Annotated in this window: 19 protein-coding genes; 9 read left to right on the forward strand and 10 right to left on the reverse strand. The window is 74.0% G+C overall.

Features of this window, described 5'->3' with window-relative positions; all coding sequences use genetic code 11:
- The first annotated feature begins 76 nt into the window (after positions 1-76).
- Together ACGGAQ_RS11635 and ACGGAQ_RS11640 are read left to right on the forward strand one after the other, a co-directional pair.
- Positions 77-1,336 carry a M48 family metallopeptidase gene (locus ACGGAQ_RS11635; protein ID WP_393047397.1) on the forward strand — a complete coding sequence of 420 codons (1,260 nt, stop codon included), beginning with the start codon at positions 77-79 and terminating at the stop codon, positions 1,334-1,336.
- Positions 1,333-2,457: a glycosyltransferase family 4 protein gene (locus tag ACGGAQ_RS11640; RefSeq protein ID WP_393047399.1), complete on the forward strand. Its 1,125-nt coding sequence runs from the start codon at positions 1,333-1,335 to the stop codon at positions 2,455-2,457. The genes ACGGAQ_RS11635 and ACGGAQ_RS11640 overlap by 4 nt, the downstream gene beginning before the upstream one ends.
- Before the next feature lie 13 nt (positions 2,458-2,470).
- Here ACGGAQ_RS11640 and ACGGAQ_RS11645 read toward each other — a convergent pair whose 3' ends face one another.
- The 7 genes from ACGGAQ_RS11645 to ACGGAQ_RS11675 all read right to left on the reverse strand — a co-directional run bounded on the left by ACGGAQ_RS11645 (position 2,471) and on the right by ACGGAQ_RS11675 (position 10,724).
- Positions 2,471-3,139 (reverse strand): lysophospholipid acyltransferase family protein, encoded by a 669-nt coding sequence (locus ACGGAQ_RS11645; protein ID WP_393047402.1) that lies wholly within the window; start codon positions 3,137-3,139, stop codon positions 2,471-2,473.
- A gap of 13 nt (positions 3,140-3,152) precedes the next feature.
- The gene (locus ACGGAQ_RS11650; protein WP_393047404.1) at positions 3,153-3,737 is read right to left on the reverse strand and encodes a TetR/AcrR family transcriptional regulator; all 585 of its coding nucleotides are present in this window, start codon (positions 3,735-3,737) and stop codon (positions 3,153-3,155) included.
- Positions 3,738-3,790: 53 nt separating this feature from the next.
- A complete protein-coding gene (locus tag ACGGAQ_RS11655) occupies positions 3,791-5,449 on the reverse strand; it encodes a putative bifunctional diguanylate cyclase/phosphodiesterase (RefSeq protein WP_393047873.1) in 1,659 nt (552 codons plus the stop codon).
- A 79-nt stretch (positions 5,450-5,528) separates the two neighbouring features.
- Complete coding sequence (locus ACGGAQ_RS11660) at positions 5,529-6,338, reverse strand: SAM-dependent methyltransferase (RefSeq protein ID WP_354858194.1); 810 nt, start codon at positions 6,336-6,338, stop codon at positions 5,529-5,531.
- A 189-nt stretch (positions 6,339-6,527) separates the two neighbouring features.
- On the reverse strand, positions 6,528-7,196 hold the full coding sequence (locus tag ACGGAQ_RS11665; protein ID WP_007072219.1) for a response regulator transcription factor: 669 nt from the start codon (positions 7,194-7,196) through the stop codon (positions 6,528-6,530).
- Positions 7,197-7,203: 7 nt separating this feature from the next.
- On the reverse strand, positions 7,204-8,832 hold the full coding sequence (locus ACGGAQ_RS11670) for a GAF domain-containing sensor histidine kinase (protein WP_393047875.1): 1,629 nt from the start codon (positions 8,830-8,832) through the stop codon (positions 7,204-7,206).
- Positions 8,833-8,909: 77 nt separating this feature from the next.
- On the reverse strand, positions 8,910-10,724 hold the full coding sequence (locus ACGGAQ_RS11675; RefSeq protein ID WP_393047407.1) for an AMP-dependent synthetase/ligase: 1,815 nt from the start codon (positions 10,722-10,724) through the stop codon (positions 8,910-8,912).
- A 121-nt stretch (positions 10,725-10,845) separates the two neighbouring features.
- Here ACGGAQ_RS11675 and ACGGAQ_RS11680 point away from each other — a divergent pair, with 121 nt between their 5' ends.
- From ACGGAQ_RS11680 to ACGGAQ_RS11705, 6 genes are all read left to right on the forward strand, one after another.
- Positions 10,846-11,301 carry an SRPBCC family protein gene (locus ACGGAQ_RS11680; protein WP_363942255.1) on the forward strand — a complete coding sequence of 152 codons (456 nt, stop codon included), beginning with the start codon at positions 10,846-10,848 and terminating at the stop codon, positions 11,299-11,301.
- Positions 11,302-11,332: 31 nt separating this feature from the next.
- Positions 11,333-12,025, forward strand: a complete 693-nt coding sequence (locus tag ACGGAQ_RS11685) for a hypothetical protein (RefSeq protein WP_393047411.1) — start codon at positions 11,333-11,335, stop codon at positions 12,023-12,025.
- Between the two features lie 78 nt (positions 12,026-12,103).
- Positions 12,104-13,051 (forward strand): ROK family glucokinase, encoded by a 948-nt coding sequence (locus tag ACGGAQ_RS11690; RefSeq protein WP_393047414.1) that lies wholly within the window; start codon positions 12,104-12,106, stop codon positions 13,049-13,051.
- An 11-nt stretch (positions 13,052-13,062) separates the two neighbouring features.
- The gene (locus ACGGAQ_RS11695) at positions 13,063-13,767 is read left to right on the forward strand and encodes an endonuclease/exonuclease/phosphatase family protein (protein ID WP_393047416.1); all 705 of its coding nucleotides are present in this window, start codon (positions 13,063-13,065) and stop codon (positions 13,765-13,767) included.
- A gap of 114 nt (positions 13,768-13,881) precedes the next feature.
- Entirely contained in the window at positions 13,882-15,288 is a 1,407-nt protein-coding gene (locus ACGGAQ_RS11700; RefSeq protein ID WP_393047420.1) for a flavin-containing monooxygenase, read from the forward strand.
- A 70-nt stretch (positions 15,289-15,358) separates the two neighbouring features.
- Positions 15,359-16,153 (forward strand): alpha/beta fold hydrolase, encoded by a 795-nt coding sequence (locus ACGGAQ_RS11705; protein WP_354858263.1) that lies wholly within the window; start codon positions 15,359-15,361, stop codon positions 16,151-16,153.
- Positions 16,154-16,166: 13 nt separating this feature from the next.
- On the opposite strand, the gene ACGGAQ_RS11710 is transcribed toward ACGGAQ_RS11705, so the two are convergent.
- Positions 16,167-17,648 (reverse strand): trehalose-6-phosphate synthase, encoded by a 1,482-nt coding sequence (locus ACGGAQ_RS11710; RefSeq protein ID WP_393047878.1) that lies wholly within the window; start codon positions 17,646-17,648, stop codon positions 16,167-16,169.
- A gap of 168 nt (positions 17,649-17,816) precedes the next feature.
- Positions 17,817-18,677 (reverse strand): DUF308 domain-containing protein, encoded by an 861-nt coding sequence (locus ACGGAQ_RS11715; protein ID WP_393047423.1) that lies wholly within the window; start codon positions 18,675-18,677, stop codon positions 17,817-17,819.
- A gap of 369 nt (positions 18,678-19,046) precedes the next feature.
- Between ACGGAQ_RS11715 and ACGGAQ_RS11720 the strand changes: the two genes are divergently transcribed.
- A complete protein-coding gene (locus tag ACGGAQ_RS11720; protein ID WP_234586923.1) occupies positions 19,047-19,724 on the forward strand; it encodes a 1-acyl-sn-glycerol-3-phosphate acyltransferase in 678 nt (225 codons plus the stop codon).
- A 6-nt stretch (positions 19,725-19,730) separates the two neighbouring features.
- Here the strand turns inward: ACGGAQ_RS11720 and ACGGAQ_RS11725 are convergent, their stop codons facing one another.
- On the reverse strand, positions 19,731-23,354 hold the full coding sequence (locus ACGGAQ_RS11725) for an ATP-binding protein (RefSeq protein ID WP_393047428.1): 3,624 nt from the start codon (positions 23,352-23,354) through the stop codon (positions 19,731-19,733).
- Positions 23,355-23,373: the final 19 nt, after the last annotated feature.

The following is a 23,373-nucleotide window of genomic DNA, read 5'->3' on the forward strand; positions in this document are numbered from 1 at the left end:
CGGGCCATAGGATGGGCGGTCACGGCGGGAGGAGCGGCGGGATGAACGGGGTACGACGCGAGCACGGCGGGCCCCGGTGACCCCGCGCGGTTGGGCGTTGCTGACGCTGGCCGGGTTGACGGTGGCCCTGCTGGTGACCGCCGCGCTGTTCATTCCCTGGCACCGGCCACCGGCGCCCCGCGCCGACCAGCTCGCCGCGCTGCGTGATCTCCCGGCGGAGCAGGTGGCCAAGGGGCGTGCGTTCCGTGCCGCGCTGCGCCCCGGAAGCTACGCCGCGCTCGCCGTCGGGCTGTTGATCGCCGTCGCGCTCGGCCTCACCCCGCTGGGCAGCCGCCTGGTCGAGCTGGTGGGCCGGCCGTTCGGTGGGCACTGGATCGCGCGGGCGGTGCTCGGTGGTCTCGCCGCGGTGCTCGTCGCCGACCTGCTCACCCTCCCGTTCTCCGCGTGGCGCCAGAGCGTGCTGACCCGCTACGGGCTGAGCACCAACGGATGGAGTGGCTGGGCCGTCGACCTGCTCAAGTCGTACGCGGTCAGCGCCGTGATCGGCGCGGTGGCGCTGTTCGGCTTCTACGCGGTCATCCGGTTCGCGCCGCGCTGGTGGTGGGCGTTCGGCGCGGCGGGCGCGGCCCTGCTGGTGGTGCTGCTCTCGTTCGTGCTGCCGGTGCTGGTGGAGCCGGTCTTCAACAAGTTCACCCCGATGGAGCAGGGTCCGCTGCGCACCGAGCTGATGAGCATGGCCGCCCGCGACGGGGTGCCGGTGCGCGACGTGCTGGTCGCGGACGCCTCGCGGCGCACCAGGGCGGTCAACGCGTACGTCTCCGGCCTCGGGCCGACCCGCCGGGTGGTCGTCTACGACACGCTGCTGAACGAGGCCACGCCCGCCGAGGTGACCGCCGTGGTGGCGCACGAGTTGGGGCACGCGAAGGACTCCGACGTGGCGGTGGGCACGCTGACCGGGGCGCTGGGCGCGGCCGCCGCCGTGGTGGCGCTCTACCTGCTCGGCTCGCGGGGGCTGCTGCTGCGGTTGGCCGGCGTCGACTCGGTGGCCGATCCGCGCGCGTTTCCGCTGCTGATCGCCCTGGTCACGGTGGCCGGCCTGGTCGCCACCCCGGTGCAGGCGCTGATGTCGCGGCGGGTGGAGGCGCGAGCCGACGCGCACGCGCTCGCGCTCACCCGCGACCCGGTGGCCTTCGAGTCGATGCAACGCCGCCTCGGCTCGGTCAACCTCGGCGACCCCGACCCGCCACGCTGGGAATATCTCTACTCGGCCTCGCATCCGTCCACCGTGGAGCGGATGGCCGCCGCCCGCGCGTACGCCCGGGAGGCCAGCCGATGAGCCGCACGCTGCTGATCACCAACGACTTCCCGCCCCGTCCGGGCGGCATCCAGTCCTTCGTGCACAACCTCGCCGTGCGTCAGCCAGCCGGGTCGGTGGTCGTGTACGCGTCGAGCTGGCGCGGCGCCGCGAAGTTCGACGCCGACCAACCGTTCGAGGTGATCCGCGAGCGCACCCGGGTGCTGCTGCCCACCCCGCTGATCGCCCGCCGGGCGGCCCGCCTCGCCCGCGCGTACGACTGCGACACCGTGTGGTTCGGCGCGGCGGCCCCGCTGGGGTTGCTCGCGGCCGGCCTGCGCCGCCGGGCGGGCGTACGCCGGGTGGTGGCGCAGACCCACGGCCACGAGGTCGGCTGGGCGGCGCTGCCGGCTGGCCGGCCGGCGCTGCGGCGCATCGGTCGGGGTGTCGACGTGACCACCTACCTCGGCGAGTACACCCGCGTCCGGCTGGCCCGCGTGCTGGACGGGGTGACCGACCTGCGCCGGCTGGCGCCCGGGGTGGACGTGGACACCTACCACCCGACGGTGGACGGTGAGCCGGTCCGGGCCCGGTTGGGGCTGACCGACCGGCCGGTGGTGGTGTGCGTGTCCCGGCTGGTGCCGCGCAAGGGTCAGGACATGCTGATCCGGGCGCTGCCGGAGATCCGCCGCCGGGTGCCCGACGCGGCGCTGCTGATCGTCGGCGGCGGTCCGTACCGGGCGACCCTGGAGAAGCTGGCCCGGCAGATGGGCGTCGAGCGGGACGTGGTGTTCACCGGTTCGGTGCCGGCGGCCGCGCTGCCGGCGCACTACGCGGCCGGCGACGTCTACGCGATGCCCTGCCGCACCCGCAACCGCGGCCTGGACGTGGAGGGGCTGGGCATCGTCTACCTAGAGGCGTCCGCGACCGGTCTGCCGGTGGTGGCCGGGGACTCCGGCGGCGCCCCGGACGCGGTCCGTGAGGGCGAGACCGGGTACGTGGTCCGCGGCCGGGACGTCGCCCAGCTCGCCGACCGGGTCGCCCGGTTGCTCGCCGACCGGGATCTGGCCCGCCAACTCGGCGCAGCCGGCCGGGCGTGGGTGGAGCGGGAGTGGCGCTGGGAGGCGCAGGCACAGCGGATGGCGGCTCTGCTCGCCGGCTGACCGCCGCCCGTGTTCAGCTGCGGGCCGGCCGGGGCGGGGCGTAGCGCGGCACGTACTCCTGGTCGGTGAGCCGTTGGATCGCGGCCATCACCTCATCGGTGATCGTCCGGATGTCGCGGGGCCCGGTGATGCGGCCGGCGACCGGGATCGGCGGACCGAACCGCAGGGTGACCGGGTGTCGGCGGGGCACCCGCGCGTCGACCGGCAGCACCTCGGCGGTGCCGAGCACACCGACCGGGATGATCGGCACCTCGGCGTCGCGGGCCAGCCGGGTCATGCCGACCCGACCGCGGTAGAGCCGCCCGTCCGGGGACCGGGTGCCCTCCGGGTAGATGGCGACGAGACCGCCGGCGCGCAGCACCGGCACGGCCGCGTCGAGGGCCGTGAGGGCGGCCCGGCCGCCGGCGCGCTCGACCCGGATGGCGCCCATGCCGGCGACGATCCGCCGGCTGAGCCAGCCGCTCGGGCCTCGGCCGGTGAAGTACTCGGCCTTGGCCCAGAAGGTGACGTGGCGCGGCGTCAGGCAGCCGAGGAACACCTCGTCGGCGACGGACAGGTGGTTGCCGGCGAGGATGGCGCCGCCGTGGCGGGGGAGGTGCTCCAGCCCTTCCACGCGGGGCCGCCAGCCCAGCCGCAGGGTGGTGCCGACGGTCAGTTTGCCGATGTCGTACAGCAGGGGCACGTCTTCTCCCGGTTCAGTGCGGGGCGGGGCCGAGGTGCGCGTCGAGCGCGGCCCGCAGGAGGGTGTCGTCGTCGGTGACGCCGGTGGCCAGCGGCAGGCTGCCCCAGGCCCAGAGCTGGGCGATGCCGTGCAGGTTGGCCCAGAGCGCGCCGGCCAGCACCGGGGCGGGCGCGTCGGTCGGCTGGCGTGCCTGGGCGACCAGGTCGACCAGGAGGGTGAACAGCGGCAGGCTCGTCTCGCGCAGCCGCAGACGACTGCTGGCCAGCAGGTCGTGGCGGAACATCAGCTCGAACATGCCGTGGTGCGCCGCGGCGAAGTCCAGGTACGTCCGGGCCAGCGCGACCAAGCGGGTACGCGGACCCGTGCCGGCCGCGCGCAGGGTCTCCTCGACGCGGGCGGTGAGGTCGGCGAAGCCCTCCCGGGCGATGGCGGAGAGCAGGTCGACGTGGGTGGGGAAGTAGCGGCGCGGGGCGCCGTGTGAGACGCCCGCCCGGCGGGCGATCTCCCGAAGTGACACCGCCGACTGGCCCTCGCTCAGCACGAGGTCCACCCCGGCGGCCACCAGTCGGGCCCGCAGGCCCGCCTCCCCCTCGCTCATAGACAGTGTCTACCAGGCGGACGTAGACGATGTCTACGGGCCGTGCGGGGGATTCAGCGGATGCGGGCCAGGATGCGGTCGGCGGGGGCCGGCCGGCCGAAGTGCCAGCCCTGGGCGGCGTCGCAGCCGATCGCCCGCAGCCGCTCGGCCTGCCCGGCGGTCTCCACACCCTCGGCGGTCACCGTCAGGTCCAGCGCGTGCGCCAGCGACACCAGCGAGGCGAGGATCCGCTCGTCGGTACGCCCCACCGCCGGCGAGCGCAGGCCGGCCACGAACTCCCCGGCCACCTTCAGCTCGGTGACGGGCAGGTCCCGCAGGTACGCCAGGTTGCTGTAGCCGGTGCCGAAGTCGTCGATGGCGATGCGTACCCCGAGATCGGCAAGCACCCGCAGCGCGCGCACGGGCTCCTTGGCGCTGCTCATCATCGTGCTCTCGGTGATCTCCAACTGGAGTCGCTCGGGCGGCAGGCCGGTCTGGCGCAGCAGCGTGCGGACCTCCTGCACCAGGCCGGGCCGGTGCACCTGCCGGACCGCCAGGTTGACGCTCACGAACGGCGCCTGGACGCCCTCCGCCGACCACGCCTCCGCCTCCCGGCACGCCTCGGCCAGCACCCACCCACCCAGCTGCACGATCAGGCCGGTCTCCTCGGCCAGCGCGATGAAGCTGTCCGGCCGCAGGACGCCCAGCTCCGGATGGCGCCAGCGGACCAGCGCCTCCACGCCGAGCAGCCGGCCGTCGCGCAGCGAGGTCAGGGGTTGGTAGTCGAGGTAGAACTCGCCCCGCTCCAGCGCGGCCGGGATGGCCGCCGAGAGGGCGTAGCGGGCCAGCTCACGGCGGTTGCGCTCGGCGTCGTAGAGCGCCCAGCGCGCCCCGCCGGCCGACTTCGCCCAGTGCAGAGTGCTGTCGGCCGCCCGCATCAGGTCGCCGGGGGTGGCCCCGGCCACCTGCCGCTCGACGATGCCGATGCTCGCCGTGACCTGGAGTTCGTGCCCGTCGACCACCGCCGGTGTGCGGACCGCGGCCAGGGCGCTCTCGGCCACCTCCACCACGGCGTCGGTGCCGCCGGCGTCCTCCACCAGGATGACGAACTCGTCGCCGCCGAGGCGGGCCACCAGGTGTTCACCGAGGGCCTGGCGCAGCCGCTCGGCCACCGTGGTCAGCAGCCGGTCGCCCACCTGGTGCCCCAGGCTGTCGTTGACGACCTTGAAGCGGTCCAGGTCGAGGAAGCACACCCCCATGCGCTGGGCGCCCCGGCCCGGCTCGTTGAGCGCGGCGGTGAGTCGTTCGGTGAACAGCGTCCGGTTGGGCAGGCCGGTGAGCGGGTCGTGGGTGGCCTGGTGGCGGAATCGGGCCTCGCTGGCCCGCAGCGCCCGCTCGGCCTGCGTCCGGGCCATCATGGCGGCCCGGCGGATCGACTCCTGCTCGTCGAGCGTCCGGTCGCGCAGCGCGCGGGCGTAGCCGGTCGCCACGGCGGCGAGCAACCGCGCCATCCGGTCCTCGACGTCCTCGGCCACCAGTCCCAGGTCCCGTACGAGCCGGAGCTGGATGACCTCGACCGTACGACCCAGCCCCTCCGCGGACGCGATGTGCGCGGCGACCAACTCGGCGCCGACCCGGTGCCCGGCCCGCAGGTCGAACGGCTCGGCGAGCAGCGCGCCGGCCAGCTGCCCGGTGAGCCGGTGCAGCAGGGCCTCGAGCTGAGCCTGGGTCATCGGCAGGTAGCTCGTGCCGGAGACCGCCTTGGCCCATGCGCGGGCGAAGGTGCCCGGGCGGGTGGCCTCCCCGGGCGACTCAGTCACCGAGTCGTCCGACGCCGCCCATGAAGACCGCGCGCTCGGCGTCCTCCGCGCTCTCCGGGGTGTCCGGTCGCCACTGTGGCACCCAGACGACGCCCGGGTCGACCAGCTCGAACCCGTCGAAGAGCGCGGTCAGCTCGGCCCGGTTACGGATCCAGAGCGGGCTGTCGGTACGCCGGTAGACCCGCTCGGCCTCGGCGCGCTCGTCCTCGCTGCGCCCGTCGTCGCTGGCCTGCGACAGCACCAGGTAGCTGCCGGGCGCCAACGCGTCGCGCAGCGTCGCCAGCAGCTCCGCCGGCCGGTCGTCGTCGGAGACGAAGTGCAGGACGGCCACGATCATCACGGCCACCGGCTGGCTCAGGTCGAGCAGCTTGCGGACGTCGGGGTGCGCCAGGATCCGCTCCGGGTGCCGCAGGTCCTCCTGTACGACCACCGCGCGGTCGTTGCCGGCCAGGATCTCCCGGCTGTGCGCCACCGCGACCGGATCGACGTCCACATAGACCACCCGCGACTCCGGGTCGATGCGCTGGGCGATCTCGTGCACGTTGCCGACGGTGGGAATGCCCGAGCCGATGTCGAGGAACTGTCGGACGCCGGCCTCGGCGAGGTGGTGGACCGCTCGGCGCAGGAACGCCCGGTTGGCCTGCGCCATCAGCGGCGCCTCCGGGACGGCGGCCACCATCGCCTGCGCGGCGGCCCGGTCGGCGGCGAAGTTGTGCGATCCGCCGAGGTAGTAGTCGTACATCCGCGCGACGCTCGGGCGCTCGATGTCGATGGTGTCGGGTGCCCAGTCCGGCCGCTGCATGCGTTCAACCCCTTGAGTCCGCGACGCGGGCGTCGTCGCCCGCGCGGGTATTCTGCCCCCGACGTACCCGCCAGACCATAGCGTGCCGCCGAATTCCCGCCGACGTCGGTCGATACGCGAAGGTCCGCGCCGGCGGTGGGCCGGCACGGACCTTCGATCGCGGTGTCCCGCTCGACGAGCGGGCGCGGGTCAGAACTTCGGGGCGTCCGGCGCTTCGAGCAGGCCGAGCCGCAGCGCGGTCATCAGCGCCTGTGCCCGGTTGGCGGCGCCGAGCTTCTCGTAGAGCTTCGAGATGTGGGTCTTGGCGGTGGACTCGCTCACGAACAGCTGCTTCGCGATGCCCGCCACGCTCATCCCGTCGGCGAGCAGCCGCAGCACCTGACCCTCCCGGGGAGAGAGCTGCGGGCCGGACGGGGCGAGCCGACGCTTCATCGCCTCGGCCAGGTCGGCGGCGGTGAACGCGCTGGGCGAGGAGGCGGCGTGCCGCGCGGCGGCCACCACCTCGTCGGCCGGGGCGGTCTTCGGCACGAAGGCGCTCGCGCCGGCCTCCAGGGCGCCGAAGAGCTGGTCGTCGCCCGCGTACATGGTCAGCACCACGATGCCCATCGACGCGCTGGACTTGCGCAGCGCGCGGGTGGCCTCCAGGCCGCTGCCGTCGGGCAGTCGCAGATCCATGATCACCACGTCCGGCTGCAGGGCGCCGGCCTGGCGTACCCCCTCAGCCGCGGTCGCGGCCTCGCCGACGACCTCGAACTGACGGTCGCGCTCGAAGGCGTGCCGCAGGCCCTTGCGAATCAGGTCATGATCGTCGACAAGGAGAACCTTGGTGCGGGTGGCCGGTGTCGGACTTGTGGTCATCCTCGGGTTACTCCCCTTCTGGTGCTGCGCTGTCGCGCACGTTGTCGCGCCGGGACGAGGTGCCGAGAACCACCGCCACGGTCGTGCCGCTGGGTTGCCGCGGCCTGATCTCCAACCGGCCCCGGATACGTTCCGCCCTCTCGGCCATGATCGCAAGACCGTACCGTCCGTCGGGGCGCTGGTCAGCCATCCCCTGACCGTCATCCGACACTTCAATTTGAGCGTACGGGGGGTCCACCTCACACGTGACCCAGAGATTTGAGGCTCCGGCGTGCTTGCGGGCGTTGGTCACCGCCTCCTGCGCGATGCGCAGCAACTCGGCCTCGGTGGCCGCCGGCAGGCGCGCGGTGGACTCGTCCAGCGACAGGTGCACCCGCAACCCGCCCGAGGCGCCCACGGTCCGGGCGTACTCGGCGATCGCCGCGGCCAGGCCGCCCTGGCGGTCCACCTCGCTGCGCAGCTCGAACAGGCTCAGCCGCAGCTCCTGGATCACCCGGGTCACCTCGCCGCGCAGCGTACGCAGCGCCTCGGCGGTCTCGTCCGCGTCGTCGAAGACGGTGGCCAGGGCGTTGTCGATGCCGTAGCCGACCATCACCAGCTCCTGCGCCACCCCGTCGTGGATCTCCCGGGCCAGCCGCTGACGCTCCTCGTTGGTGGCCAGCGAACGGACCTCGTCGAACAGCAGCGCCGCCTCCAGCCGCAGCGCGGCCGGCTGGGTCAGCCCGGTCACCCGGGACACCACCGGCGGCGGGTACGCCTGCGCGACGTCCGCCTCCAGCACCACCAGCCCCACCGTGCGCACCCCGGCGACCAGCGGGACGATCAGCGCCGACACGTCCCCACCCCGGTGGGAGCGCGACTGCGAGCGGGCGGCCGTCGTGGCCTGCTGGCTGGCCCAGGCGTCGGCGATCGCCGAGTCCGCGTCCAGGGTCGTCTCCCAGTCCACCCGGTCCACCCCGGCCTGGGCGAGCACCACGAGCCGGCCCCCGCCGCTGGCCGACAGCACCGCGCCCCGGTCCGCCCGGGCCACCGTGCGCAGCTCCTCCAGCAGGTGCTCGGAGATGCCGCCCGGGTCCAGGGTCGCCCCGGGCAGTTGCCGGGCCACCGTCCGCAGCTGGGTCAGCAGCCGGGTCGCCTCGGCGTACGGCTGGGGCTTGCCGTCGGCGCGGACGGCCATCACCCGGTGCAGGGTGCCGGCCGCGTAGAGCCCGAGCGCGGCGAGGATCAGCCACTGCGCGCAGACCGCGAGGTAGCCCACCTGGCCGAGCTGACGCCCGCCGTCGACCTGGGTCAACGCGCCGCTGACCAGCAGCGTGCCGGCGGTCACCGCGAGCAGCGCCGCGCCCTCGCGGAAGCGGCGGCGCAGGGCGGTGACGGTCACCGGCACCGCCAGGTAGGGCAGCACCGCGGAGGCGCCGAGCCCGTCGACAGTGCCCCCGATCGACGCGACGGCGGCGACCTGGCTCGCGGCCAGCCCCAGCACCACCACCTCGGCCACCCGGCTCAGCGGCCCGATCAGCCGGTGCTGCGGGGCGAGCAGGGAGGGCGCTCCGGCGACCGCCAGCAGCGCGATCCACCACAGCTGGGTGACGTCGCGGGTGGCGAACAGGGTCAGGATCGCGACCAGCGCCAGCATCACCAGGCGGGCGGCCGCGGCGAGGGGATGCGGATGTGGTGGGGCGGATGCGGATGCGGGCACGTGACGGATGGTAGTCAGCCGCGGTAGATGTCGGCGATCTCCGCCGCGTACGTCTTGTGGACGACCTGTCGCTTGACCTTCAGCGACGGGGTCAGCTCACCGGTCGCCTCGGCGAAGTCGCGGGGCAGGATCCGGAAGACCTTGATCGCCTCTGCCTTCGACACGGACTGGTTCGCGGTGTCGATCGCGGACTGGACCTCGGCGCGCAGACCCTCGTGCTCGCGCAGCTTCTCGACCGGGGTGTCCGGGGGCAGTCCGGCGCTCGCGAGGAACGTCGGCAACGCCTCCTCGTCGATGGTGACCAGCGCGCCGATGAACGGCTTCGCGTCCCCGACGACGACGCACTGGCTGATCAGCGGGTGGGCGCGGACCTGGTCCTCCAGCACCGCGGGGGCGACGTTCTTGCCGCCCGCGGTCACGATCAGCTCCTTCTTGCGGCCGGTGATGCTCAGGTAGCCGTCGGCGTCGAGCTGGCCCAGGTCGCCGGTGCGGAACCAGCCGTCGGCGCTGAGCGCCTCCGCGGTCGCCGCCTCGTTGTGCCAGTAGCCCTGGAAAACCAGGTCGCCGGAGATCAGGATCTCGCCGTCGTCCTCGATCCGGACGGTCACGCCGGGCAGCGGCCGGCCGACGGTGCCGATCCGGGTGCCGGTGGGCAGGTTCGCGGCGGCCGCGGGCGAGGTCTCGGTCAGCCCGTACCCCTCCAGGATCGTCACGCCGACGCCCCGGAAGAAGTGACCGAGCCGGGGCCCCAGCGGAGCGCCGCCGGAGATGGCGTCGCGGCACCGCCCGCCGAGCGCGGCGCGCAGCTTGCGGTAGACGAGCCGGTCGAAGACCGCGTGCTGGGCGCGCAGCGCCAGGCCGGGCCCGCGCGGGGTCTCCAGAGCCTCGCTGTACGCGATGGCGACCTGCTCGGCGCGGGCGAAGATGCCGCCCTTGCCGTCGGCCTCGGCCTTCTGCTTGGCCGCGTTGTAGACCTTCTCGAACACCCGTGGCACGGAGAGCACGAAGGTGGGGCGGAACTCCTGCAACTCGCCGACCAGGTTCTTGGTGTCCGCGCAGTGCGCCAGGGTGGCCCGGGCCTGCACCACGCCGATCTGAATGAGCCGGGCGAACGCGTGCGCCAGCGGCAGGAAGAGCAGGGTGGCCGCGCCGGCGTTGAACAGGTTCGGCAGCACCGGCACCGCGTTGGCGATGTCGGCGTACATGTTGCGGTGGGTGAGCACGCAACCCTTGGGGCGGCCGGTGGTGCCGCTGGTGTAGATGATCGTGGCCAGGTCGCTGGCCCGGACGGCCTTGCGGCGCTGCTCGACCTCGGCCAGCTCGACGGCGGCGCCGGCGGTGACCAGCTCGTCGACCCCGCCGCGGTCGATCTGCCAGAGGTGGACCAGCTCGGGCAGGCGGTCGCGGACGCCGGCGACCAGGTCGGCGTGCGCGTCGGTCTCCACCACGGCGGCGACCGCGCCGGAGTCGGCCAGGATCCAGGCGGCCTGCTCGGCGCTGGAGGTCTCGTAGATCGGCACGGTGACCGCGCCGACCGTCCAGATGGCGTAGTCGAGCAGCGTCCACTCGTAGCGGGTCCGGCTCATCAGCGCGACCCGGGCGCCCGGGGAGACGCCGGCGGCGATCAGGCCCCGGGCCACCGCCACCACCTCGTCGCGGAACGCCAGGCAGGTCACCTCGGCCCAGGTCGTGCCGCTGCCGTCGGCCGAGCGGGTGGCGCGGGCGAACTGGACCGTGTCCGGCGCGGCCTCGGCGTTGTCCCAGACCGGATCGGTGAGGTTGGCCGCGTCGCCAACGGTGACGATCGGCGGAACGGAGAACTCGCGCACCTGCACTCCTTCGTGCTCGCACTGGCCGGCCGCTGCCCATCCACGGTCTTCGGCTCTGTCGAAACCTACCCGGCGGGGGCGGCGCGGCGTGCGGGCGGTACCCGCCGGGTAGCCTCCCCCCATGGCGGACTCCTCCACCCAGTCGATCATCATCGGCGCGTCACCGGACCGGGTGGCGGCGGTCATCTGCGACTTTCCGAGGTACCCGGAGTGGACCGAGGCGGTGCGCCACGCCGAGGTGATCGAGGAGTACGAGGACGGCTACGCCAGCCAGGTGCGGTTCGCCATCGACGCCGGGGTGATGGCCGACGAGTACGTGCTCGCCTACGAGTACGCCGAGGACCTGTCCCGCGTCGAGTGGCACCTGCTCGCCCCCTCGAAGATGCAGAAGAGCCAGCGCGGCTCGTACGACCTGGTGGCGAACCCGGACGGGAGCACCACGGTGACGTACACGCTGGAGGTCGAGCTGTCGGTGGGGATGCTCGGCATGTTTCGGCGCAAGGCCGAGAAAATGATCATGGACACCGCGTTGAAGCAGCTCAAGCGCCGGGTAGAAGCACCCGGTGCGGCGCAGTGACGCGTCCGGCGGCAGGGTAGAGGAGCCGAGGGTGGGCGGAACGGATCCGGGTTCGGCCCGGGAAGAGGCGGAGCGACTGGTCGCCACCCTGCTCGCGGGGGCGCGACTGGCCTCCGGCGGGTCGGTGGGCGGCGCGTTCGGCCCGCTGGGCGGGATGCTGGCCGGTGTCCTCGGTCACAGTGCCGCTGCGGGCGGCGGCGCCCACGGCGGTGGTGGTTTCGCCACCGGTTCGGCCGAATGCTGTGTCTGCCCGGTCTGTCGCGGCATCGCCGCGTTGCGTGATCCGAGTCCGGAATTCGCCGAACGCCTGGCCACCGGTGCCGGAGACCTCGCGGCCGGCGTGGCCAGCCTGCTCCGCGCGTTCGCGCCGCCGGAGCCACCTCCGGCGACCGCACCGCAGCCGACCGCGCCGGCGCAGCCGACGTCCGCCACGAGCAGCGACGACGACGCCCCACCCTTCGCTCCGGCCGACCGGTCCGCCGAGACCGACGACGAGCACGTGTGGCGCGATGCCACCCGCACCGGGCATGATTCTCAGCCGGCGCCGGAGCGGGATGTCTGGTCGGCCGCCACCCGGACGGCGGACCCACCCGCCCCGGCCACCGCAGCACCCGTCGACGACGCCGGGTGGGTGGTCGCGCCGGCGCCGACCAGCCGACCCGTGGTGCCCGCGACGCGGGCGTCCGACGACACCGGCGCGGACGCGCCGGGCGGCGGCGCCTGAGCGCGGGACATCGCAATCCGGACCGGCGCGTCATCGGCGCGCGCGGACCGGACAGCACAGCAGAGGGGAGCGGCAGCGGTGACGCTGACCATCGGAGTCGACGTCGGTGGCACGAAGGTGGCCGGCGGTGTCGTGGACGACACCGGCACGGTTCTCGTGCAGAGCCGACGGGACACTCCCGCCGATGACGTCGGCAAGACCCGCGACGTCATCATCGAGCTGGTCGGCGAGCTGGCAGCCGGGCGGACGATCGAGGCCGTCGGAATCGGCGCGGCCGGCTGGATCGACGCCACCCGCTCGACAGTGCTCTTCGCCCCGAACCTGGCCTGGCGTGACGAGCCGCTGCGCGAGTACGTCAGCGGCGCCGTCGGCCTGCCGGTGATCGTGGAGAACGACGCCAACGTGGCCGCCTGGGCCGAGTTCCGCTACGGCGCGGCCCGGGACGCCGACGACTCCATGATCATGTTCACCATCGGCACCGGCGTCGGCGGCGGCATCGTGCTCGGCGGCGAGCTGATGCGCGGCGCGCACGGCGTCGCCGCGGAGCTGGGCCACATGCTGGCCGTACCGGACGGGCACCAGTGCGGCTGCGGGCGGCTGGGCTGCATCGAGCAGTACGCCAGCGGCAGCGCACTGGTCCGCTTCGCCCGCGCGGGCGCCCGGCAGGAACCGCAGCGGGCCGCGGCCCTCCTGGACCTGGCCGGCGGCGAGGCCGAGGCGATCACCGGCCACATGGTGACCGCCGCCGCGCAGGGCGGCGACCCGGTCTCCGCCGAGGCGTTCGCGCAGATCGGCAGGTGGCTGGGCACCAGCCTCGCCGACATGGCGCAGATCCTCGACCCGCAGACCCTGGTCGTCGGCGGCGGCGTGATCGACGCCGGTGACCTGCTGCTCGGCCCGACGCGCCGCTCGTACCTCGACGCGCTCGCCCAGCGGGGGCGCCTGCCGGTGGCCGAGGTGCTCCCCGCCGAGCTGGGCAACAGCGCAGGGGTGATCGGCGCGGCCGACCTGGCCCGCCGGATCTGAGGCGGTCGGCGATGGGTGAGGCTTCCGGCGTACCGCTGCGCGTGGTGTCGTACAACATCCACAGCCAGCGCGACGACACCGCCGCGCTGGCGGCGGTGGTCCGGGCCGCGAGGCCGGACGTGGTGATCGTGCAGGAGGGGCCGCGCCGGTTCCGGTGGCGGCAGAAGTCCGCCACCCTGGCCGAGTCGTTCGGCCTGGTGGTGGCCGCCGGGGGTCTGCCCGCCCTGGGCAACCTGCTGCTGACCAGCCTGCGGGTGCAGGTGCGCGGCACCCGTTGCCAGCGCTTCCCGCTGACCCCGGGCCGACACCTGCGCGGCGCCGCGTACGCCGACTGCCGGGTCGGCGACGCCCGGTTCACCCTCGCCGGATCGCACCTGTCCACCGACCCGACCGAGCGGCCGGCGCAGGCCGCCGAGTTCCGGCGAGGGCTGGACGCGGCGAGCAGCCCGGTGGTGGCCGGGGCCGACCTGAACGAGGGTCCGGACGGGCCGGCGTGGGCCACGGTGGCGCGTGGCCTGACCGACGCGGCGATCGCCGCCGACCGGGCGGACCGGCTCACCTACTCGTGCGCCGACCCGCGCCGCCGCATCGACGCGCTCTTCGTCGATCCCCGGATCAGCGTGGTCGACTACGACGTGGTGGACACCCCGCAGACCCGCCGGGCCAGCGATCACTTCCCGGTCCTCGTCGACCTGCTGCTGCCCACCGCCGGCTGACCCCCACCGGCCGGTACCCGCCGATCGGTCCGCGCCAGGGCTGGACATCCGGCTCCGATGTGGAGAGGATTTCGCGGCGACCGGCACCCGTGCCGCACAAAAGGAGATGTCCCGGTGTCCACCTCCACCGACCACGGCCGGCCCGACCCGGATGCGACCCCGTCCGCGCAGAGCCCCGACGGCCGTCCGCTCTCCGACCGGGGCGACACGGTCTGCGTCATCGGGGCCGGGGCCAGCGGCCTGACGGCCATCAAGAACCTGCGCGAGCACGGGTTCGGGGTGGACTGCTACGAACGGGAGACCGGCGTCGGCGGCGCCTGGAACTGGCGACACGACCGCAGCCCGGTGTACGCGAGCACCCACCTGCTGTCGTCGAAGCCGTTCACCCAGTTCCCCGACTTCCCGATGCCGGACTCGTGGCCGGACTACCCGCACCACAGCCAGCTCCTGGCGTACTTCGAGCGGTACGCCGACCACTTCGACCTGCGGTCGCACGTCTGGTTCGGCACCGAGGTGATCCGGGTGGAGCCCGCCGAGGGGGACCGCTGGGACGTGACCACCCGTTCCACCGGCGGGTACGGGCCGGAGCGCACCTCCCGATACGCGGCCGTGGTCATCGCCAACGGGCACAACTGGTCGCCGAAACTGCCCCGCTACGAAGGGCTGGAGGAGTTCCGCGGCGAGATCATGCACGCGTCGTCCTACAAGGACCCGGCGCAGCTGCGCGGCAAGCGGGTGCTGGTGGTCGGCGCCGGCAACACCGGCTGTGACATCGCCGTCGAGGCCGCCCAGCAGGCGTCGCGGTGCTGGCACTCCACCCGGCGCGGCTACTGGTACGCCCCGAAGTACGTCCTCGGGCGCCCGGCCGACCAGGTCAACGACGCCCTGCTGGCGCTGAGGGTGCCGCTGCGGGTCCGCCAGTGGCTCTACCACTGGACGCTGCGCCTGACCGTCGGCGACCTGACCCGCTTCGGCCTGCCCAAGCCCGACCACCGGGTGTACGAGACGCACCCGATCGCCAACAGCCAGCTCGTCTACTACGTGGGCCACGGCGGGATCGCCCCGGTGCCCGACCTGGCCCGCTTCCGCCCGTACGCCGTGGAACTGGCCGACGGCCGCGAGATCGACCCGGACCTGGTCATCTTCGCCACCGGTTACCTGCCGCGCTTCGAGTTCCTCGACGCGTCGGTGTTCGGCGACAGCGCCGGCACGGGCCGGCCCACGCTCTGGCTCAACGCCTTCACGCCGGGGCACCCCACGCTGGCGGTCGCCGGCCTCGTGCAACCGGACTCCGGGATGTTCACCCTGGCGCACTGGCAGACGGTGCTCTTCGCTCGGCTGTTGCGGGCCCGCCGGGACCGGCCCGAGCGGGCCGCGGCGTTCGCGCAGCGGGTGCGCGACCGGGCCGGGGAGCGCTACTCGGGGCAGGTCAAGGACAGTAGCCGGCACTGGTTCGAGGTCGGGCACGCCGACTACCTGCGCGCCGTCCAGCGCGCCCTGCACGACCTGGAGGCCAAGTGAGCGCGAGGAGTGAGCTTGCGAGCCCCGCAGTCGCGAACGGAAGGCAGGATCAGTGAGCGAGCTGCGGATCATGCGGGGGCGGGAGTGGTCCCGGCCGGTCCGGCCGGCGCGACGCGAGGTGCTCAGCGCCGTTCCCGAGGTGGAAGAGGGGCGTCCTCCGCTGCTCTTCGTTCCCGGGTTCGGGCACGGCGCGTGGGCGTTCGCCGAGCACTGGCTGGGTCACGCCGCGTCGCGGGGCTTTCCGGCGTACGCGCTGAGCCTGCGGGGGCACGGCGGCAGCGAGCCGGCGCCGGAGGCGACGCTGCGCGCGTACGCCCACGATGTGGTCCAGGTGGCCGCGAGCCTGCCGCGCCAGGCGGTGCTGGTGGGACACGGCGCCGGGGCGCTCGTGGTGGCGCACGCGTTGGCGCGCTACCCGGCGCGCGGCGCGGTGCTGGTGGCGCCGGTCTTCGGCGGCTGGGGGGTGCTCTCCGCGGCGGTGCGCCGCAACCCGGCCGGGACGCTGCCGGCGGTGTTCGGCGGGCCGCTGCGGCTCAGCCGCACGCAGTTGTTCAGCCGCGAGTTGCCCGACGAGGAGGCCCGGCGGTACGTGGCGCGGCTGGGTCGGGCCGGTCGGCGGGCGCAGTGGGCGCTGCTGGGCGAGCCGGAGGCCGAGCCGGCCGTGGGCACGCCGCCGGTCCTGGTGCTGGGCAGCCCGGACGACCGGGTGGTGCCGGCGTCGACGTTGACGCGGATCGCCCGCCGGTACGGTTCGGCTCCGCTGCTCTTCCCCGGCATGGGGCACGACCTGATGCTCGACGCGCGCTGGGCCGAGCCGATCGACGCGATCCTGGACTGGCTGGAGAAGGAGCCCGCTTCGCGATGAATGGTCGCGCCGGTCAGCCGCCGGCGTGCTGCGTCGCGGAGGCGGCCCGGGTCGCCGGGCGCGGCACCAGCGGGGTGCCGTCGGCGCTGGTGAGGCGGCCGACCAGGGCGCCGCGCTCGTCCAGCGCGCTCAGGTAGGAGCGCGCCCAGGCCCGGATGTCGTGCTGGTGCAGGTGGGCGCGCATGGCCCGCATGCGTTCGGTGGTGTCGGCGGGGCTGGCCCGCAGCGCCGTTTGCAGCGCCTGCTTGAGCCCTTCCAGGTCGTGCGGGTTCACCAGGTACGCCTGGGACAGCTCGGCGGCCGTGCCGGCGAACTCGCTGAGCAGCAGCGCGCCCGTGTCGTCCACCCGGGCGGCGACGTACTCCTTGGCGACCAGGTTCATCCCGTCGCGCAGCGGGGTCACCGCCATCACGTCGGCGACCCGGTAGAGCGCGGCCAGCTCGGCCCGGTCGAACGGCTGGGTGAGGTAGTGGATGGCGGGCTCGCCGACCCGGCCGAACTCGCCGTTGATGCGGCCCACCTCGCGCTCGATCCGCTCGCGCAGGATCTGGTACTGCCCGACGCGTTCCCGGCTCGGCATGGCGACCTGCACCAACACCGTGTCGCGGACCTTGACGTCGCCGCTGGCGAGCAGCTCGCTGTACGCCTTGAGGCGCTGCTCGATGCCCTTGGTGTAGTCCATCCGGTCGACGCTGAGGATGACCTGGCGGGGGTCGCCGAGGTCCTGGCGCAGGCGGCGGGCCCGCGCGGCAACGTCGGGGCGGGCGGCGAGGGCGGCCATCTCGGCCGTGTCGATGGAGACCGGGAAGGCGCCGATGCGCACGACCCGGTCGTCGATCCCGATCCGGCGGTCGGTGGCCGGCAGCTCCAGCACCCGGGTGACCAGTTGGGCGAAGTTGTGCGCCGCCTGGGCGCGCTGGAAGCCGACCAGGTCGGCGCCGAGCATGCCGCGCAGCAGTTCCGCTCGACGGGGCAACTGCATGAACAGCTCCGGCGGCGGGAACGGCACGTGCAGGAAGAACCCGATGCGCAGGTCGGGGCGGAGCGCGCGCAGTTGCCCGGGGACCAGCTGCAGGTGGTAGTCCTGCACCCAGACCACGCCGCCCGGCTCGGCCACCTCGGCGGTCGCCTCGGCGAAGCGTTGGTTGACCCGCTGGTACGCCTCCCACCAGCGGCGGTGGTGCTCGGGTTGCTCGACGGCGTCGTGGTAGAGCGGCCAGAGGGTGGCGTTGGAGAAACCCTCGTAGTGGTCCCGCAGATCCTCGTGGCTGAGGGCGACGGTGTGCATGTGGACGCCGTCCACGTCCGGCAGGGCGGGCGCGGCCCCGGTGCCCCCGGCCCAGCCGACCCAGGTCGCCGGGGTGTGCCGGAGCAGGGGGTGCAGCGCGCTGACCAGCCCACCCGGGCTGCGGCGCCACTCGCAGGCGCCGTCGGGCGCTTGGCTGTCGTCGATGGGGAGGCGGTTGGCCACCACCACGAGGGAACTCTGTCGCATCTCGGGCATTCCGATCAGCAGAGGACTGACCGCCACGAGCAAGGAAAAACCGGTCAGTCAGCGGGGGAAGTGACGTACAGCGGTATTCCTACTGACAGTAAGTTACACCATTGTTACGCCCCGGACGGGGGCGTTGTCGTCCCGGAATGCGGTCGGCGGGCGCGGGAGTCAGACGACGGCGCCGTTGTCCGGGTCGTCGTCGTCTTCGTCGCCGGGGCGCAGGCGCCAGATCAGCGTGACGAAGCCGGCCAGGATGCCGGTGAACCCGAACAGGGTGACCGCCGAGCGGTCCACCGGGAGCAGCGACGGAAAGAGGAAGAGCACGAACCCGACGACCACCGCGAGCGCGCCGACCACCGCGTACTTGGAGATCCGCGGCAGTGGCGGGGGTGGCGGCGGGTGGTAACCCTCGTCCTCGTCGTCGTCGGGCAGATCGGCGCCGAAGGTGTCCAGACCGTCCAGCAGCGAGGGCTCGTCACCGCGGGTGCCCCGGCCGACCGAGATCCCGGAGAAGTCGGTGGCCGATGGCAGGCGGCGGACGTCGGTGGCGGTCGGACCGGCCTCGTCGGCGCCGGAGCGGGCGAGCGGACCAGCCGTCGGCTCGTCCCGGGTTTCCCGGTCGTCGCGCTCGTCCACGTCCTCCGCTGCCGGCCAGGGGCGCTCGTCGGCGGTCGAGGTGGTGTGGAAGCCGGCCACGATCCGGGCCCACTCGGCGTCGATGTCCGGCTCGTCGCGGGCCGGCGGCTGCTCCGGGGCGCTCTCGTCGGCGAGTTGGGTGAGGTAGTCGCGGGCCGTGGTCAGGTGCGAGCGGTCGACGTAGAGCCGGTCGACCGGGCGGGCCGGAACCGTGGTGGTGCGGGTGACGGGGTTGAGGTCGGCGGAGGGTTGCAGGTAGGCGGCAATGCCGCCGGCGGCCAGCACGTCGAGCAGGTGCTCGCCGACGCGCGGATCGACGTCGCCGACGACGGCGTACTCGCTCGCGTCGAGCCCGTTGTCCCGCCGTCCCCGGCGGGCCCCACCCGCTGACACCCGGCAATCCTCCTCAACGCGCCATCGGCGCGGCCGCCCCTGCCCCCTCGGCGCCCGTCCGCACGCCGTGCTCTGAATCGTGACACGTCGGAGGCCGGTTCCGGGAGTGCGTTGTGTCGCGTCTTCCAAAGTCAGGGGCACTGTCGCAGGTCGCGGCGGTGGCTCTTTGTCCGTTCTTGCGCGACACGTGCGATCTCGGTGATCGTCGGCGACCGGGTGGTTCGACCCGCCCACGCCGCGCCGCCGAGCCCTCCGACGATCGGGAGAATGAGAGGCGTCAACGTCCGTTGTGGTGCGAGCGCTGGCTTCGTAGGCTCGTCGGCGACGACGGCTGGCGCTGTCGCGGGCACATCACGGGAAAGGACGCCGGTGCTCTACTGGCTGTTGAAGTACGTTCTCCTCGGTCCGCTGCTCAAGCTGATCTTCCGCCCGCAGGTGGAGGGCCTGCACCACGTGCCGGCGACCGGGCCGGTGATCCTGGCCAGCAACCACCTCTCCTTCTCCGACTCGATCTTCACCCCGTTGATCATCTCGCGGAAGGTCACCTTCGTGGCCAAGGCCGAGTACTTCACCGGCAAGGGGATCAAGGGCTGGTTGACGAAGATGTTCTTTGTCGGCACCGGCACCATCCCGGTGGACCGCTCCGGCGGCCAGGCCGCCCGCGCCGCCCTGGACACCCAGCTGCGGGTGCTGCGTGCCGGGGGAGTGGCCGGCATCTACCCCGAGGGCACCCGCTCCCCGGACGGGCGGCTCTACCGGGGCAAGACCGGGGTCGCGCGGCTCGCGCTGGAGAGCGGCGCGGTGGTCGTCCCCGTGGCGATGCTCAACGCCGACGAGATCCAACCGCCCGGCACGCTCATCCCCCGGATCGACCGGGTGCGGATCCGCTTCGGCGCCCCGCTGGACTTCTCCCGCTACGCGGGGCTGGCCGGCGACCGGTTCGTCGAGCGCGCGGTCACCGACGAGATCATGTACGAGCTGATGGAGCTCTCCGGCCGCGAGTACGTCGACATCTACGCGCAGAAGCTCAAGCCGGTGCCCGCCTGAGTCGTCTCAGCAGGCCACGGCCGGCCCGGTCGGGCTGATCGGCCGGCCGGCCAGCGCCAGCAGGCCCGGGGCGTCGTTGCGCAGCGCGAAGGTGCGGACCTCGGCTCGCGGCTCCCGGGCGCCCGCCGGGTCGCCGGCGCGGGCCAGCTCCGCCGCCGCCAGCGCCAGCGCCAGCACCCGGTCGCTGACGTCCGGAATCCGCCCGTACGTCTCGGCGGCGGCCAGGTGCAGCTCGGCCGCCCGCCGGTGGTCGCCGTCGGCCGCCGCCACCGCCGCCGTCACCGTCCGCAGCGCCGCCTCCGACCACGGCGTCCGATGCCCGACCCGGTCCAGCATCGCCCGGACCCGCACGGCGGTGTCCCGCCCGGCCAGGGCGGCGGCGTACGCGGCGGCGGCGATCCACTCCCCGCTGGCCAGCGCCGGCACGGCCGACCAGGACCGGTCCAGCTCGTCGATCAGCTCCGCCGCCTCGGCGTGGCGTTCCTGCAACGCCCGGCACAGCGCCGCCATGCCCAGCATCGTCCAGCGCGGGCGGTGGAAGCCGCTGCGCCGGGCGGTGGCCAGCGCGTCGGCCAGGTCGGCCGGGTCCTCATCGTCGCGCAGCACGAGCAGGCAGCAGCGCAGCCCCCGTACCTGCATGTCCCAACTGCCGGTCGGCGTGTCCACGAACGCCTCCGCCGCGGCGAGCAGCCCGCCGAAGTCGCCCTCGAACCAGGCCCGCATCGCCTCGGCCGAATAGCTGGTGGTCAGCGTCTGCCCGCTGGCCGTACGCTCCGGCGCGGCCGAGAGCAGGGCGTCCGAGCGCAGCCAGTCGCCCTCCTCACGGATGGCCCAGGCCAGGTTCTGCGTGGCCCGGGGCAGCGCGAGCAGCTGACCGGCGCGGGCGAACTCGACGATCGCGTGCAACTCGTCCAGGCCGACCCGGTCGCCGGCCTGGTAGCGGGCGGTGGCCGCGGTGATCCGCGCGTTGGTGCGCGTCTCGGTCAGGCCCAGCCGCTCCGCGATCTCCGCCGCCGTGTCCGCCGCCGACACGGCCGGGTCGCGCTCGTAGTTGAGCATGTGCAGGCGGGCCAGTTCGGCGTACGCGTCGGCCTTCTGCGGGCTGTCCGGTAGCTGCTCGAACAGTTGGACCGCGTGATCCAGGCAGGCCAGCGCCTCACCCCGGTCGGCGCGTAGCCACGCCGCCTGGCCGAGCAGCGTCCACGCCCGCGCGGCGCACGCGTCGTCGCCGTGCGCCGCCAGCCGGTCGGCCAGCGCGTGCACCTGCTCCGGCCCACCGCCGGAGAGGAACGCGTTGCCGTCGCGGTAGAACGAGATCTCCGTGCTGAGCAGCTCCAGTTGGAGCCGGCCCACCGGGTCGCTGTCGTCGGCCAGGCCCAGCGCCCGACCCGCGTGGCTCGCCGCCGCGTCCAGCCCGTGCAGGGCGTACGCCCGGCGGGCCGCCCGGTGCAGCGCCTGCCGCGCCGGCCCCGCGTACCGGCGGACCTGCATACCGAGCGAGCGGGCGATCTCGTGGGCCGCCCAGCGGTGGTGGGCGAGCACCTCGGCCAGGTCGGTGTCGCGGCTCTGCGACAGCGCGTCGAGCCAGTCCGCGGCCCGTTCGTGCCGGGCCACCCGCTCGGTGCGCGGCAGCCGCTGGTAGCAGACGTCGCGCACCAGCACATGCCGGAACCGGAACTCCGCCTGCCCCGCCATCGTCGACGCGGCCTGCTCGTGCACGAAGTCGCGCTGCTCCAGCCGGCGCAGCGCACGCTCGACCGACTCGACCGGCTGCCCCAGCGCGGCGGCCACCGCGCCCGGCCAGAACTGCACCCCGACCACCGAGGCCGCCAGCAGCACCGAGCGGTCCTTGGCGTCGAGCAGGTCCACCCGGTTGGCGATCACCGCGTGCACGCTCTCCGGCATGGTCAGTTCGAGCTGCTTGTCCAGCGACCAGCCCCGCCCGGACTGGCGCAGCGCGCCCTGTTCGATGAGCATCCGGACGTACTCGTGCGCGTAGAGCGGGTTGCCGCCGGCCACCTCGATGAGCGGGGTCAGCATGTCGGCGGAGAACGCCGCCTGGCCGAACAGGTGCGCGTACAGGGCGGCGATGCCGGTGTCGCGCAGGGGCGGCAGGGTGATGGTCACCGAGCCGGTGATGGTCCCGGCCCAGCTCGGGTCCCGGTCGACCAGTTCCGGGCGGGCGGTGCAGAGCAGCAGCAGCGGCGCCTCGCGGGCCGCCGCCCCGAGCAGTTCCACGAAGCGCAGCATCGCGTCGTCGGCCCAGTGCAGGTCCTCGAAGACCAGCACGGTGGGGCGGCGGGCGGCCAACGCCAGCAGGAACCGCCGCCACGCGGACTCGGCCTCCTCCGCCGGCAGCGGCGTGCCGGGCAGCCCGACCAGCGGGCGTAGGGCGTCCACCACCCGGTCCCGCTCGCCCGGGCCGATCAGCTCGTTCACGGCGGCGGTCAGCCGCTGCGCCGCGCTGGCGGCCGGGTCGGTGTCCAGGATGCCGGCCTCGGTCTTGACGATGTCGGCCAGCGCGGCGAACGTGACGTTCTCCCCGAACGGCGGGCAGCGCCCCGTCCGCCACGTCAGCGGCTCGTCCACCAGCCGGCCCGTGTGCCGGTACAGCTCGCGCAGCAGCCGGCTCTTGCCGATGCCGGCGCGGCCGAAGATCGTCACCACCTGCGGCAGCCGGTCGCGCAGCGACCGGTGCAGCGCGTTGACCAGCATGCCCAGCTCGTGCTCGCGGTCGACAAGCGGCGTGGTGTCCGGCTCCCGGTCGGTCGGCAGGCGGCGCAGCGGCGACAGCGCAAGCCACACCTCGGTCGGCGACGACCTGCCGCGCAGGGTGACCGGGGGCTGCTCCTCGTAGCGGATCGTGTCCCTGGTCAGCGCGTGCGTGGTGCCGCAGACCAGCACCCCGCCCGGTGGCGCGACCGACTGCATGCGGGAGGCGGTGTTCACCACGTCGCCGGCAACGATCGCCTGCCCGCCGTCGCGGGCGGCGGCAACGTCGACGAGTGCCTCCCCGGTGGCCACCCCCACCCGGAACCGCATCTCGGTGCTGCCGGTCGGCGCGAACCGGGTGAGCACCCGTTGCAGCTCCAGCCCGGCCCGGACGCAGCGCAGCGCGTCGGTCTCGGTGGCGATCGGGGCGCCGAACAGTGCCATCACCGCGTCGCCGATGTACTTCTCCACCACCCCGCCGTACTGGCCGACGACCCGGCGGGCCGCGGAGAAGAAGCCGGTCTGCATGCCGCGGACCTGCTCCGGGTCGGCCCGCTCGACGTACGGGGTGAAGTCGATGAGGTCGACGAAGAGCACGCTCACCCGGCGGCGATCCTCCTGCGGCGCCACGGCGACCGGCCGGTCCGCGCCCGGCCGGGGCGATCCGCACGACGTGCAGAACGTGACGTCCGAGGCGAGGGGGCGAAGGCAGTGCGGGCAGACGGCACCGAGCTCGGCGCCGCAGCCACCGCAGAAGCGGTCACCGTCGGCGGCCGTGCGTCCACAGCGCCCACACTGCGCGGCGATGACACACCCTCCATGGCGATCCGGACCGACGCCCCCCGTCGTCCCGTCACAGGGAGTATCACCGCCCGCGCGGCTGTCAGGTACCGGCCTGTTGGCTTGTGGACAGTCCACCAAGGGTCCGGCGGACTAC

This window comes from Micromonospora sp. NPDC047557 (assembly GCF_043205095.1).
Classification (GTDB): domain Bacteria; phylum Actinomycetota; class Actinomycetes; order Mycobacteriales; family Micromonosporaceae; genus Micromonospora.

Coding starts and splice junctions, on each gene's coding strand:
- ACGGAQ_RS11710 (WP_393047878.1), bottom strand. CDS start 17,648: ATGCGACAGAGTTCCCTCGTGGTGGTGGCCAACCGCCTCCCCATCGAC.
- ACGGAQ_RS11655 (WP_393047873.1), bottom strand. CDS start 5,449: ATGACCCAGGCTCAGCTCGAGGCCCTGCTGCACCGGCTCACCGGGCAG.
- ACGGAQ_RS11705 (WP_354858263.1), top strand. CDS start 15,359: ATGCGGGGGCGGGAGTGGTCCCGGCCGGTCCGGCCGGCGCGACGCGAG.
- ACGGAQ_RS11640 (WP_393047399.1), top strand. CDS start 1,333: ATGAGCCGCACGCTGCTGATCACCAACGACTTCCCGCCCCGTCCGGGC.
- ACGGAQ_RS11665 (WP_007072219.1), bottom strand. CDS start 7,196: ATGACCACAAGTCCGACACCGGCCACCCGCACCAAGGTTCTCCTTGTC.
- ACGGAQ_RS11660 (WP_354858194.1), bottom strand. CDS start 6,338: ATGCAGCGGCCGGACTGGGCACCCGACACCATCGACATCGAGCGCCCG.
- ACGGAQ_RS11695 (WP_393047416.1), top strand. CDS start 13,063: ATGGGTGAGGCTTCCGGCGTACCGCTGCGCGTGGTGTCGTACAACATC.
- ACGGAQ_RS11670 (WP_393047875.1), bottom strand. CDS start 8,832: ATGCTGGCGCTGGTCGCGATCCTGACCCTGTTCGCCACCCGCGACGTC.
- ACGGAQ_RS11680 (WP_363942255.1), top strand. CDS start 10,846: ATGGCGGACTCCTCCACCCAGTCGATCATCATCGGCGCGTCACCGGAC.
- ACGGAQ_RS11650 (WP_393047404.1), bottom strand. CDS start 3,737: ATGAGCGAGGGGGAGGCGGGCCTGCGGGCCCGACTGGTGGCCGCCGGG.